Source organism: Gordonia otitidis NBRC 100426 (assembly GCF_000248075.1).
Lineage (GTDB): Bacteria > Actinomycetota > Actinomycetes > Mycobacteriales > Mycobacteriaceae > Gordonia > Gordonia otitidis.
The window spans coordinates 1-13,605 of record NZ_BAFB01000059.1; the positions used below are offsets into that span (position 1 = coordinate 1).

The 13,605-nt window shown below is 63.3% G+C and carries 11 protein-coding genes; 1 reads left to right on the forward strand and 10 read right to left on the reverse strand.

Translation table 11 applies throughout. From position 1 onward, the window contains the following. Nucleotides 1-171: 171 nt before the first annotated feature. The 5 genes from GOOTI_RS05270 to GOOTI_RS05290 form a co-directional block, all read right to left on the reverse strand. The gene (locus tag GOOTI_RS05270; RefSeq protein ID WP_007237535.1) at nucleotides 172-1,818 is read right to left on the reverse strand and encodes a TniQ family protein; all 1,647 of its coding nucleotides are present in this window, start codon (nucleotides 1,816-1,818) and stop codon (nucleotides 172-174) included. A 61-nt stretch (nucleotides 1,819-1,879) separates the two neighbouring features. After that, complete coding sequence (locus GOOTI_RS05275) at nucleotides 1,880-2,788, reverse strand: TniQ family protein (protein ID WP_007237536.1); 909 nt, start codon at nucleotides 2,786-2,788, stop codon at nucleotides 1,880-1,882. Next, nucleotides 2,785-3,843: an AAA family ATPase gene (locus tag GOOTI_RS05280; RefSeq protein ID WP_007237537.1), complete on the reverse strand. Its 1,059-nt coding sequence runs from the start codon at nucleotides 3,841-3,843 to the stop codon at nucleotides 2,785-2,787. The genes GOOTI_RS05275 and GOOTI_RS05280 overlap by 4 nt, the downstream gene beginning before the upstream one ends. A gap of 12 nt (nucleotides 3,844-3,855) precedes the next feature. Beyond that, complete coding sequence (locus tag GOOTI_RS05285) at nucleotides 3,856-6,075, reverse strand: hypothetical protein (RefSeq protein ID WP_007237538.1); 2,220 nt, start codon at nucleotides 6,073-6,075, stop codon at nucleotides 3,856-3,858. Beyond that, entirely contained in the window at nucleotides 6,072-6,428 is a 357-nt protein-coding gene (locus tag GOOTI_RS05290; protein WP_138985174.1) for a hypothetical protein, read from the reverse strand. The genes GOOTI_RS05285 and GOOTI_RS05290 overlap by 4 nt, the downstream gene beginning before the upstream one ends. Nucleotides 6,429-6,575: 147 nt before the next feature. Here GOOTI_RS05290 and GOOTI_RS24655 point away from each other — a divergent pair, with 147 nt between their 5' ends. Beyond that, the gene (locus GOOTI_RS24655) at nucleotides 6,576-6,854 is read left to right on the forward strand and encodes a hypothetical protein (protein ID WP_007237540.1); all 279 of its coding nucleotides are present in this window, start codon (nucleotides 6,576-6,578) and stop codon (nucleotides 6,852-6,854) included. Nucleotides 6,855-8,747: 1,893 nt separating this feature from the next. Here the strand turns inward: GOOTI_RS24655 and GOOTI_RS27205 are convergent. The 5 genes from GOOTI_RS27205 to GOOTI_RS05315 form a co-directional block, all read right to left on the reverse strand. Continuing rightward, nucleotides 8,748-8,972 carry a hypothetical protein gene (locus GOOTI_RS27205; protein WP_007237542.1) on the reverse strand — a complete coding sequence of 75 codons (225 nt, stop codon included), beginning with the start codon at nucleotides 8,970-8,972 and terminating at the stop codon, nucleotides 8,748-8,750. 267 nt (nucleotides 8,973-9,239) lie between these two features. After that, nucleotides 9,240-10,043, reverse strand: coding sequence for an IS21-like element helper ATPase IstB (gene istB / locus GOOTI_RS05300; protein WP_007237543.1), 804 nt, complete (start codon nucleotides 10,041-10,043; stop codon nucleotides 9,240-9,242). A gap of 45 nt (nucleotides 10,044-10,088) precedes the next feature. Then, nucleotides 10,089-11,717, reverse strand: a complete 1,629-nt coding sequence (gene istA, locus GOOTI_RS05305; RefSeq protein ID WP_039993492.1) for an IS21 family transposase — start codon at nucleotides 11,715-11,717, stop codon at nucleotides 10,089-10,091. 199 nt (nucleotides 11,718-11,916) lie between these two features. Beyond that, nucleotides 11,917-12,216, reverse strand: a complete 300-nt coding sequence (locus tag GOOTI_RS05310) for an Rv3488 family transcriptional regulator (RefSeq protein ID WP_039993498.1) — start codon at nucleotides 12,214-12,216, stop codon at nucleotides 11,917-11,919. Between the two features lie 19 nt (nucleotides 12,217-12,235). Beyond that, a complete protein-coding gene (locus GOOTI_RS05315) occupies nucleotides 12,236-13,507 on the reverse strand; it encodes an APC family permease (RefSeq protein ID WP_007237546.1) in 1,272 nt (423 codons plus the stop codon). Between the last annotated feature and the right edge of the window lie 98 nt (nucleotides 13,508-13,605).

Sequence of the window (13,605 nt, forward strand, 5' to 3'; positions counted from 1 at the left end):
AGACCCGCATCGTGCGGGTCCGGCTCTCACTTTAAGGGCACACAGCGAAATGTTCGGTGAGTGATGCAGGGCAGTGGACGAAGGTGTGGATAACGTGCTGGCTGTCGGCGCTGTGTGATAGGGCTAGTGCGGGTCGGTGGTGTGCGGCCCAATGTGTTGTGCGCGGCTGTGTCACGTCGTTGTGGTTGAGTCTGTGCGCTGCGGGGGCAGCTTGATGACCGGCCGAACCTGTTTGCCGAGTGTGCGGCACCACAGGTGGAATCGGTAGCAGCGCTGGCTGTCCCATGAGTGGGTCCACGGTTGTGCGTAGGGCTTGCCGCACGCGTAGTACTGCCAATGCCATTCACAGGCATTGGCGATGCCGGTGCGTGGTGTGCCGTGCCGGGCAAACCGTTTCTGCCAGCGTGGATACCACAACTCGGGGGTCTCGTGCAGCGTGGTGACGTGCGCTTCGCGTCGCCGGTAGTTGGTAGTCGCGTCGAGATGGTTGCCGACGGCTGCGACTCGGTTCACGAGCTCGGTGGTTGAGATGTGCATCCGTGGCGAGACATTCATCGGTATTCGCACTGCGCTGGCCGCATCGATACCCAAGATGAGTCCGGCATCTTCCCAACTGCGCACTCCGGGCAGGCGGCGTGCGCAGCACAGGGCGACGAAAACTCGTCCGGTGGTGTCGAGTACGCCGAGCGTGTCAGCGAAATACTGCTCGTAGAGGTGTTGTGGAATGCATTGGGGCACTGCGTGTGCCGGCACGCTGATGGGGGGCAGCAGTGTGGCGAGCTGGAAGGACACCGTGCGTTTGGGTGCGATCGCCTTGATCGTCAGCCGGGAGGTTGTCTTCGTCAGGTGCGTATGCCCGGCAATCCATGCCAACGGGCCGGCCTTGTCGGAGGGGATCCGGTGGAGGTGGGCGGCGAGATAGTCGGCGGCGGAGTCGGGTTCGGCGTGGTCCAGGATGCCGACACTTTCGGTGAGGACACGACTACGTGCGGCGACATCGTGCAGTGGTGACTGCGACAGTCGTTGTCGCGCTGTGCCTCTGCCGTTTTGTTGCTGATGCACAGCGGGCGTCCAGGGACGGTCCTCGGCTGCTCCTGCGGCGGCGAGATGGGTGAGCAGTACCGTCAGCGAGTACACGTTGAGCAGGTAGTCGTGGGGCCGTGTTGGCTGACCCCACATTATGATTTTCTCTGCGTGGGTGGCGTCGAAGAGGGTTGCGGCGGCGCGGATTTCGTCGTCGGAAACCGACATAACGGTGAGGTCGGCGAGTGGTTGGTCGCAGGTGACGACGGTGGTTCCGCTTCCGGAGTAGCGGTTGTCGCAACGCTGGAGGTCGTCGGGCAGTGCTGGTGTCGTGTTGATGCGGAAGCGTTGGTGACAGTGTGGGCACGTTTGGTGCAATAGGCAGTGATGCCAGGGGCAGATAGTTGCGTGCGGTACGTGCCACCACAGCGGCCGCACAGTGGGTTGCTCGGCAATGCAGCGGGGGCAGATGTGGCAGCCCACGCGCGGTTTCCACGGCAGCAGTGTTCCCGGGCCCACCTGTGAGGATGGCGCGTACCGCAGCAGCGACATTGCGCGTAGACGTGGTTCGGGTTGGCCGGTCAGGAGGTTGATGGCCGACATGATGGCTGGATCTGGTGCGTGGCGAGTGGGTGAGCTCCGGGTGTTTCGAAGTGTCACCGATGCGGCGTCGCTGACCAGGTGGGTCATATCGCGGCTAGCGATGCCGTTGACAGCTGCGAGCGTGACCAGATAGCTGTCGATGTCTTGGCCAGGGCGTGGGTCGAGCGCGACGGGTAGCGGTCGGATCGTCATGGCGAGTTTCCGGGCTGTGTGCTGGCGCTGTAGCGCGCTAACACGGCGATCTCGAGGTCGTCTAAAGGAATCGGTGAACGGGGTAGTCGACTTGGAAATGGCAGCGGCACAAGGCTATCGCCAGGTATCGAGTAGGCGTACAGGTAGTTAAGCAGAGCGAGGTCGGCGACCGTGTGACCGGTCGCTGGAAAGTTGTTCCGAGCATTCGTCTGGTGATGTGGCTTGCCGCTATTTGGGCTCGAGCAGTAGGTGTGTCGAGGATGTTGACTATGGGTCCGTTGCTGTTGCGGCTAATGACCTCCATTGTGGCGCGCCGCCACAGTGTTACTGCGGCGAGCGCGAAGGTCGGCGGGTGTATCGGTATCTGTTGGCAGCGGGCGAGTTGGGTCGGCGCGGTGGAGACGGACAGCTCGGGCAGGAGTGTGGTGGTGTCGGAGGACAATTGCGGCCACTGGGGTTCGGCTAGTCCCCTCGCATCACGATAGAGTCTGCCGAACCAGCGGAAGATGGTGCGGTAGAACGTGTCACCGGATTGAGCGCGTGCGGCACAGTCGAAGATTTCGTACTGGATTGCCATTGTGTTGGCGTTGAGTTCTCGTTGCTCGCTGGTGCCGTCGGTGAGGAGTACGCGGCAGCGGCGGCATGCGAATGTAACTGGCAGATACCACTCTCGAAGTTCGGACACGTCGCTGCACTGTCGACAGAACTGGCGGCGCGAGGTGTTCAGTTCCATCGGCTCGCAGACGGAGAACCCGGGTATGGCGTCGACAGCCATGGATCGAACGATTGTTGCGGGTAGCCCTGATGCGGTGCTGATGTTGTTCACCGTGGCGAGGTTGGGGTGCATCACAAATTGTCCTGCGCCTGTGATCGTTGAGATCGGTACCCTGTTGCGCTGGGCGAGCCGGGCAACGAAGCTGTTGAGTGATTCTCCCGGTTCGGGATCGAGTCGTGTGGGTAGCAGGATCATGCGACTGCCTCCTGAGCACGGCGGCTCCGTTTCGTTGTGGCGGCTTGACGGCGGTGCTGGGCGGCTCGAGCGCGATCGGTGATGACGGTGTTGGCGATGACGTCGGCGGTTAACGATGGTGACGTTGCGTCGGCGATGTAATCCGAGCAAGCGTCTACGACGAGTTTGATGATGTCACCGTGTCGGCCACCTACCCGGCCGGTGATCGGGCCGGCGAGGACTCGGGACAACAGGTGTGGTGTGATGCCGGGAATGTTGGGCAGCAGCAATTGTTCAAGATCAGCGAGGATTCTTTGGATGGCTGCACGGCCTTCATCGGTGGTGGTCTCGTACTTGTTCATTGTGAATGTTGTTGATCGGCAGGCGATTTGAGGATCGTCGGCGATGTCGCTGCCCTCTAGGTCGGCGCCGACGATGATCATCGTTGCTCCCAGGACGCCGAGTTCGGTGTTAAGGACTTTCAGGTGGTCGAGCAACTGGCGGCCCAGTACTTTGTGTGTGCGCAGTAGGTGGGCGTCGTCGATGACGACGATCTTGACTTTGTGTGTTCGCAGTGCGTGTAGCGCGCGTGCCGAGCACGCGCCTTTCGAGCCTGTGATCGGCAATCCGAAGAATCCGCAGATCGCGGCGTCGAGGTCCCCTTTACCGTCGGCGGAGCCGACGTTGAGCCACACGATAGGGATGTGCGCGGCGTGCACACCGAGCTGCGGGTTGAAGGTGGGCAGGGTGCCGACTATCAGCCGTTGGGCGGGGATCTGCTGGAGGTAGAACTGCCGGCACAGCTCAAGCATCATCGTTGATTTGCCCATGCCGTTGATTGCGGTGACGATGGGGATCGTTTTGGCACCGGGCCGGCTACATGAGTTGCGTTCTATGACCGACCGCAGTTGGGTTTCCATGCGTTTTGTGGTGGCTGTGGGCAGGTACAGGTAGCCCAGCCAGCCGGTGATGATGCGACGCTGATCGTTGGTGAGGGCGTTGACAGGAACGTCGGCGAGGGCTGGTGGGGCGGGTAGTGCGGTGGCTGCGAACTTGTGGAGGTCGTAGGCGTCCATCGGGCGGTCCTTTCACGGGGTGTCATCGAGTCCGATGTAGTCGGGCCACATGGCGGTGGCGTCGAGGTCGACGACAGGCTGATCGGCAACTGCAGAAGACGGTTGAACAGAGTCGGATGCGGTTGCCGCGGACGTGCCGTCAACTGAGCGCGGTCCGGCTCCCTGCGGCCGGGCGGCTTGCGCCGCAGCGTGCTCTAGTTGTGACGCGGTGCAACGTATTTCAGCGGCGAACAGTGTTCGTGCAATGTCGGGTTCGTGGCGTTGATCGGTGAGTTCTTCGAGTTGTTCGAGGATGTTTGTTTCAGCAGTGCGGATGGTCAACGCGTTGTTGCCGCCTCGGTCCCGGATGCGGGCGCGCGCTCGTTCAACGACTTTCGACGTCATTGGCGCCAACGTTTTGTCGCGCCCGCGCCACGGAATGTCGTGTATCTGGTCAGTGTCGGGATCGTCGAACCACAACTGAGAGAGATCGTTGTCGTCGACGAAGAACGGCATGGCGCGATCCTCGGGCCTGAATTGGCCCGTGTAGGTGCTGCGATAGTTGTCGAGGACTGGGGCGCTGTAGACGAGGTTTCGGTGTTCTATCCCTGTGTGGTTGGGGGTCAGCCATACGACGGGGAGTAGCTGATAGAGAAGGTCGTGGCGCTGGGGGACGTCGATGCGGCCGCTGGCGGCGAGCATGGCGTCAAAGGCGTCGAGAGGGGAGAGTCGAGCTCCTTCCATCTCGGGTAGGACGATCCCGGTGTGCCAGTCTTGGTGGTAGTCCAACGCGATCCACTTACGTAGATGCTCCTGCAGTTGGCGCCAGGTGACCAGTGGTTCACGGGCGACGAGCCTGCCGCGTTGTGTGCTGTTGCGGCCTTTGTAGCCGTGAATGCTCTGCAAGCACGCTTGCAGCGTTTCCCACCAGCGTTCGATATGGGCGTTGTCGTTGGATTTGCCGCCGCGGTTGGGCAGCAGGTCGATGCCGAGTTCGGCGAGGAGTAGTTGGGTATCGGTAGCGATGTTGATCGATCCGCGGTCGACGCGGAACCCGTCGGGCCACAACGACGGTATGAGATGCACACCGTCGAGGGGGCTACCCTTCACCGTTTTGCGTGTCCGGCCCGGCCCGGGGAAACTGACGTGCGCATAGGTCAGATCGAGGGCGGAGGGCAGCCCGGCCCACCGCCAGTCGGTGACTGTTGTGCCGTCCACTACCATGTGGAAGGCCCGCAGGATGTCGTAGATCAAATACCGCAGATCGACGCCGTTCGCCGACATGGGCACGACACGGCATGCGAGGACCACTCTGCTTGCCACGTCGATTGCTGTCAGAATTTCCACGCTGCGGGCGGTGCCGTCGTATTGGTCCAGGACGAGGTTGTCGCAGCGAGTGGCGTCGATCGCGACGATTTGTCCGGGCCGGATGGCCGGGTATTCGGTGTGTCCGGACACTTCCCGCAAGCGGTCGGAGCGTTGTGCGCGTGAGGATTTGCCTCGCCTCGCCATCAATTCGGCGAGGAAACTTTGTGTTGCGCGTTGCGGGATGTGGAGTCCGTCGAGACCGTCGCGTCGTAGTGCCACACGCACACGCCGGTCGATCTCTTTGACACTGACCGGGGATGGGTCGCCGTTGAGTTTTGCGACCTCACGCGACGCGTGGTCTCGAAACTGTTGGGGGACACGGTCGAAGGCCGGGCTTCCTCGTGTTTTTCGGTGGTCGACGAGCCCTCGCACACCGTCACGTTTCCACTGTCTGACCCATCGTTTGACTGTGTCTCGCGACCCCGGGAGCGCTGTGATGTGCCCGTATGCAAGGTTTTTGGATGTGGTCGGATTGTGGCGTGCCTGCTCTCGCAGCATGAGGGCCGCAGCATCTGCCTGTGTGTTCAGTGACTCACCGTGGACGGGTCCGAAAGGACGTAACGGTTCGTCTGGTCGGGCCAATGCAGGGTGGCCGTCACGGTAGCCGTGGACGATGAGATGAACGATTTCGAGTTTCGCGAGCGCGTCGTCGCGGGCATCCTGCGGCAGGCCACTCCACCAGGGTTCTAGGTCTGCGTGGACGGGCACGGCTGCTGTCGGCCCTGTCATCGCACGCAGCTCGCCGAACGATGCCCACCCGATCTGGCGGCTGGTGCCGTTCGCTGACATGATCTCGAAACCGGTAGGGCAGTAGTCGGTGACTATCCCTATACCGTCGGCCAGCAGGACACGTTCGCCGATGCGCAGGGTAGTGCGTGCACTCATGCAACACTCACCGTGCTCTCTGGTGTTAACCGGACGGTGAGGTCAACGACGAGTGCGCTTGTCGCGACGAGATGCCAGATCGTGGAGATGATCTCGCCGCTGCCGTCGTCGAGGTCGAACAACGCTCCCAGCGTGGTCGGCTGCGCTGCTACTGCCAGGACTGCGTGCCGGTGGGTAGCTACCCACGGGCACATTGAGTACCCACGAATCGTGGTGTGGACGCGGTAGCCGTTCAGCCACATCAGATTGATGCGCTCTTCAATCGTCATGCCAGTGAACAGAGCGTAGGACCAGCCGACCGCGGCGGTAGCCTCACCCATTTCGGCAGCCAACTGCTCCACGCTGTCATCCACCAGCGAGCTCGGCTTGCAGTCCCACACTCGGACACCCCCATCAGTCACCTGCAGGAAGTCAGGTGTGTGTGTCCCCGATCTCGGCAGAACGACTCGCAGCGGCTGCGGCACCACATGTTGTGATGTCCCCGGCCGATCGAGGCGGCGATGCAGATCGTGCTCGAGACCCGACTCGAGTTCATGAACGCACGTGTCGAGTTGGGACCACACATTCACTGTGATGTTGCGGCTGCTGGTCGACTGCGCCACCCGGCGCATGGGGATAAATGCACCCGCTTCATCTCGGGTGATCGCGATGGGATCGAACGTGAGCTCGCTGCCGTCATCGGCACGGCGGCGCCATACAACTTCACGCAACTTTTGCTGTCTCGCAGGCGAAGAAGCTGTTTGCTGCTTCCGCTTGACATCGTGCTGTGCGCACGCTGATATAGACATATCCCTCCTTGAAGGGTTTCGAATCGAAGCGCCAGGCGGCTAGTCGTCCAAACTAGAGCCGCCTGGTGTTTTCGGTTTTTGGGAACGACACAGAATGTCGACCAGACACAGTTGTCTTTCGCTGGTGTGAGTGCACCTCCAGATACACGGCTTTGTCCCCGCCATCGGGGTTGACCACATTAAAACACGCACTCCGTGCAGCGCCGATCTTTTCAGTTACGTGCAGCGGCCTCACGACCGGCCAGACAGCGACCGGGATAGAGCACGAAGTTTCCCAAAACTATTGCACTGCAGGGCGCCTTTCGGAGAGACGCTTCCCGTGTGGATTGCGCAGCATCACCGCTAGGCACGTCACGGTATGTCCCCGCCGCGTCGGGCAAAGGCACCTATTCACATCCCCAAAGCGGGTGTCTGGCGCGTTACGGAGATTGAGATTCGACATCATCGACGCCGTATCCCGCAAGCTTTTGGTCGAATGGCGACAGCGAGCGGCCGGCTGATCGGCTGCCACAGGCACCACGATGAACCGAATACGACGTCTGCAACGTGAACGCCTGCGTCCCCGATCCAGAACACGTCAGCGCGACACAGTTCAGGCACCACGCGGTCAGGCCTCGATCCCTCCCAGGAGGGGCCATTGGCAACTGCGTACGTTGTCAGCGGTCGTGGGATCCGCCAACATCATCGGACCGGCTGTCGGGTGTGTACGTTGTCAGCGACCCGACTTCTACTTGCACCAGTATTTGCACCAGCAGATTCCGAAAATGACCAGGTCAACGACTCGCAAGCTGGTGCAAATAGATGCACAACTGGTTCAAGTTCCCTGCATCTCAACTGTAGAGACCTGACAAAGATTGACAACAAACCCCGCGATAGATGATCACAACCACCCACCACACCACCCCGATGTCAAAGTAGGTGACATCACCGCAGATCACAGGGCATGTCCGCAGAAATCCGGGTTGCCATCTTTGACAACACCACGTCAGCCCCCGGGGCTGCAGCTTGCCTGCCTACCCACGGGTCACGACGACGCGTGGTTCCTCCGCGAACCCGCCTACGAAATCTCAGGCCATCGCAATCCGAGCGCCGTCAGCCACGGTTCGAACAGGCTGCCAACGATCCAACGACCACGACCTAACCGGATCGGGAACCAACGTCCGACGGCTCGGAAATTTCCTGACGACAGACCCATCTAGCGAGGTTGCGGTGGACCTGCTTGCGGCTGGTCCATCTTCATGTTCTCGCACCGCGCCTCCTATGCGAGACTGGACCTGTAGGACGTGGCCACGGACCGTCAAGAGAGGGACGACGCCGATAGGCGAAGTCTCCAGGCTTGCAGACGAGGTGGATGATGATGGAAACGCGCAACATCGGTGGTCGGCTGGTTGCAGTGCTTCATAGTCGTCCGACCGTCGGGGTCCATCACACGCGCGCGTGTTGAAGGGATATCCGTAGAACTCGGTTGCGACTCGTTCGAGATCGTGAATCTGTATGCAGCGGAGCTACCTACCTCTCGGTCTCTGGATACAGAGCCGCTCTCCCTGGCGTGGGCAGAGGGACGACGTGAGATCGAACAGGCGGTGCGCAAGGCAGACACGAAGGCAGTGCTGCTGGGATACGGGGTAGGGTCACCCGCTGGCCTGCAGCGCACGTGTTACCGCGAGCAACTCCGCTGGCTCACCAAACTGCTGGTCTCAAGCGGGCACGCACCCTGGACCTACGGGGACCGTCCGTCTCATCCGTCGCGATGGCAACGGATCGCTCATCGCTATAGGCCGGGGAACTCCGTCTACGATCTGGCTCCGGAGATCCTCCGGCAGCACGAGGCGGGGAGCCCCTCTGGAAGTTGGCAAGGTCGTGATTCAGTCGCCAGGGTGAGAGCTAGTGGTGTGTCTGGGATTTGATGTGGTTGAGGGTGTCGCGTTCTCGTTGGACTTTCTCGATGATGGATTCTGCGGTGGCTTTCCAGGTCACGGGTTTGGCATCAAGGTTCCAGTGCTGTGCCACGTGGGTGATGGCATCGGCGAGGGCGGCGACGTTGCTGAACGTTCCGCGGCGTGGTCGTTTATCGGTGAGTTCTTTGAACCATCGCTCGATGGGGTTCAACCCGGAACTCGAGGTCGGCGTGAAGTGCAGATGGCAGCGGCGACGATCCCTGTGTGACAACCACTTCTGAATCTCAGGGGTCTCGGGTGCGGGAAAGATCGTCGAGCACGACGTGCACCGACGGACCACACAGTACTGCGACGTCGATCTGGTTGAAGAACCGCAGCACCTCCGATGGCTAGGTGCGCGAATGTCAGCGTCACTTGTTCACGAATTTGAGCGTCACTGAGGGCGGGATCGGGCTCGGAATGTTCACGAATTTGAGCGTCACTCGGCAGGCGCTGCGGTTCCGTCGGTGAGTCGGTTGCGGGTGTGGGCGAGGCGGTAGGAGTCGGTGCCGGTTTCGATGATGTTCCCGCCGAAGGTCAGCCGGTCGACGATCGCGGCGCAGAGGCGGGGATCGGTGAAGGTTTTGGTCCAGGCGCCGAAGCTGTCGTTGGAGGCGATCGCGACGCTGTTTTTCTCCTCGCGTTCGGTGAGGACCTGGAAGAGTAGCTCGGCACTGCGGCGGTCGAGTTCCATGTACCCGAGTTCGTCGATCAACAGCAGGTCGACGCGGCCGTAGCGGTTGATGGTCTTGGTGAGTTGCTTGTCGTCGGCGGCTTCGACCAGCTCGTTGACGAGTTTGGTGGCGAGGGTGTAGCGGACGCGATAGCCGGCCATCGCGGCCTCGGTGCCCAGGGCGATGAGTAGATGGCTCTTGCCGGTGCCGGAGTCGCCGATCAGGCACAGCGGTAGGCCTTTGCGGACCCAGTCGCATTTGGCGAGGGTGTGGATGGTCGCTGGGTCGATGTTCGGGTTGGCGTCGAAGTCGAACATCCGCAGCGACTTCTCCCGCGGGAAGCCCGCGGCCTTGATCCGTCGTTCGGAGCGTCGTCGGGCCCGGTCATCGCACTCGGAGATCAGTAACTCAGCGAGAAACGCGCGATAGGACATCTGATCCCGTGCTGCGTCGTCGGCGACGTCGGTGAAGTGTGAGCGGATCGTCGGCAGCCGCAGCATGCGGCAGGCGGAGTCGATGGCGGCGTCAGCGGCTTGTTCGGTCAGTCCGGAACGGCGGGCAGTAGTCACAGCGGAATCTCCCAGGTGATGTGAGGTCTCGGTCGGGGTGGCGACCTATTCGGCAGGCCGGTGGCGCAGGAGCTGGTCGTAGGCGGCGACGGAAGGAAGCGGACGAGTATCCGGAGGCAGCGAGGCGAGGCGGTGCGCGGTCAGCGAGATGACACCCTGCTGCTCTGCGGGGGTGTCGAGATCAACGGCCGCCTCGGCGGTGTTGGGGTCGGTGTCTGCTTTGCGGGCCTCCAGGGCAACGGCGTCGGCGGTGAGCGCCCCTGCGGAGAGCGCTGCGGCGAGGCCGGCGACGACCTGTTCGTGCCGCATGTGCCGGTGCAGAAGGAGTACCTCGATGAGGGCTCGGGTGCCGGTCTGGTCCCCGTGGGCTTTGCGGGCGGCGGCCCACCAGGCGTCGTGGATCGGGGTGAATTTCCCGGCGGCGCGGGCCTGCTCCAACGCCGTCGCACCCGGTAGGGCGCCGGGTTTGCGGAGCAGTCCTTCGAGGTAGTGGTCGAGCTCGAGGCGGGTGCCGCCCTTGGCCAGCAGCCGCTCGTGACGGGCCACGATGTTGGTGCGGCCGTCGAAGACCTCCAGGTGCGAGGCGTGCAAGAGGACCCGCACCTGGCGGCCGATGAGCCGGACGGGGACGGAGTAGCGGTTGGTGCGGACGGTGACCTGGGCGTAGCGATCTACCCGTGAGGTGAACCAGGTCCCGGTCTCACACTCGCTGTCCGGCAGCGCGGCGAGCAGTGGCTGTTCGGTGGCGAACATCTGCCCGACCGTCTGTATCCGGTCCCCGATCCGCCGGGCATCGTCGGCCTGGTCATAGGCGTCGATCAACTGGTTGAGCTCGTCGATCGAGTCGACCTCCGGAACGGGGACGAGGTGGTTGCGGCGGAACCAGCCGATGTCGCCCTCCACACCGCCCTTCTCGTGAGCGCCGGTCACGCCGGGCTGGCAGTAAAACGGCTCGACCCCAAAGTGCGACCGCACGCCAGTCCACCGCTGCGACTCGGTGCGGGCCCGGGAGAACCCGATCACCGCCGCGACCGCGGCTTTGAGGTTGTCGTAGCGGATATGCCTCGTCGGGACCCCGCCGAGCACGTTGAAGGCGTGAGCGTGGCCCTCGAAGAACGCCTCCTGGCCGGCGGAGATGGAGACCCGGTGGACCGCCTTCCCTGAATACGACAGGCGCAGCGAGAACAGGTAGCAGATCACCAGCTCTCCGCGGAGCTTGATGCTGATCTCGCCGAAGTCGACCTCCGCTTCCTCGCCGGGGCGGTGCACCTGCGGAATGAACACCGCCGCTGGTGCCCGTCCGGCTTCGACGGCGATCTGTGGCTTGCGCTCGGCGACGTAGGCGCGCACCCGCGCGTAGGAGACATCCGTCATGCCGTGCTCGTCCATCAGGCGGGTGTGGATCCGGCGGACGGTATGCCGCTGCTTACGGGGCGCGTCGAGATCGGCGAGCAGGATCGCGTCGATCGCCGTGGCGTACTGGTCAACTTTCGACTGTCGGCGCGGATACCGCTTACGCTCGGTCGGCCACGCCGACCCGGCGGCTTCGTCGACGGTGTGCCAGCTGACCTGGTACTTCGTCTGGATCGTCCGACGCGAGACTCCGTCGCGTAGGTCACGGCGGATCGCCGCGAACAGCTCCACCTTCGACATCGACGATCCGGATCCAGGCATCAGCAGGCTCCCAGCTGCTCACGTTTTTCAACCCCAGGACACCAGCATCATCCCACCACCTAGGCAGTGACGCTCAAAATCGCGGACACCATCTTTGCCGAGCGTCACGCCAAGTTGCTCGTGGACGCACCGCAACCTTAGGCCCAATCTCCCAATCGCAGAAGCACACTCGAAGCGGATGGGTATCCAGGTGCAGGGTTCAGCGGTCCCGAATTTCCTCGGACAGTTCAATGATGACGGCGCGAAGGCGAGCGAGTTCCTCGACGCCGGCCGTAGTGGCTGTGTAGACGCGTCGCACCCGCCCGTCGACGACATGCTCCGCTGAGCTGAGCAGTCCGCCTTCTTCGAGGCGTTGCAGAAGCGGATAGAGGGTTCCGGGTGAGATGCGGTAGCCGTGGTGCGCAAGTTCCTCGGCCATCCACGCGCCGTAGACACCGCCGTCTTCGGCGGCGTGATGCAGGACGTGGACCGGCACGGCGCCTCGCATAAGGTCGCGCACCAGGTCCATGTCGGGCACCCTACCGAACCTCGTCTCGCCTGCCCGTGAGCTGCTGACGGATCACGTAGACAACGGCACCGAGCCCTGCCACCACCGCTCCGGCCGCGACGGACTGCCAGGGCAGGGTGAACGCGAGGAGCACGCATCCGCCGGCGCCGACGATCGGTATCAGTCGCGCGGGCCGGCCCTCGTCGGGGCTGAGCGTCCACGCTGATGCGTTGGCGATGGCGTAGTAGAGCAGGACGCCGAACGAGGAGAAGCCGATCGCCCCGCGCACGTCGACCGCGAGCACCAGCGCAGCGACGACGACTCCGACGGCGATCTCGGCGTGGTGCGGCACCTGGAACCGCGGATGCACCGCCGCCAGCGGAGCGGGCAGGTGTCCGTCGCGGGCCATCGCGAGGGTGGTGCGCGAGACGCCGAGGATCAGCGACAGCAGCGACCCGAGCGCCGCAACAGCACCTCCGATCGCAACAGCTACCACCAGCCCGGGCACTCCGGTCGCCCGGGCGACATCGGTGAGGGGCGCGATCGATGTGGCCATCGCGGCCGGACCGAGAACCGCGAGCGCCGTCGTAGCGACCGCCGCGTAGACCAGCAACGCCAGGCCCAGCGCCGTCGGGATCGCCAGCGGGATCGTGCGCTGCGGATCGCGGACCTCTTCGCCGAGCGTCGCGATCCGCGCATACCCGGCGAAGGCGAAGAACAACAACCCCGCAGCCTGCAGCACCCCGTACACGGTCGCATCTGAACCGATCGCCAACTTGCCCGCGTCGAGGGCGCCGACCCCGATCGCGGAGATCACCACCGCAGTGAGTACAGCGAGCACCACAGCGACGATCCCCCTCGTTAGGATCGCCGATTTCTGCACCCCGCGGCAGTTCACCACGGTCAACGCGACGACGGCGGCCACCGCGACCGCGCGGGCGTGCTCCGGCCACGCGTACGCGCCGACGGTCAGCGCCATCGCCGCACACGAGGCCGTCTTGCCGACTACGAAGCTCCATCCGGCCAGGTAGCCCCAGAACGGTCCGAGGCGCTCACGCCCGTAGACGTAGGTTCCGCCGGACTGGGGGTATCGCGCCGCCAATCGCGCTGAGGCGACCGCGTTGCAGTACGCCACCACCGCCGCGACCAGCAGGCCGATCAGGAGGCCAGATCCTGCGGCGGCCGCCGCGGGGCCGAGAGCGGCGAAGATCCCCGCGCCGATCATCGACCCGAGACCGATCACCACCGCATCAAACACACCGAGTCGACGCGCCAACCCGTCGTTCACTGCCCCAGTAGCCATCACTCCGCCTCCGCTCGACCGCCGTGCATCCGTGAGAACGGTAGTCGATATCTGAATCCGATATCGACTGCAGGAGATGAATTGCCTGGGCGTTCACC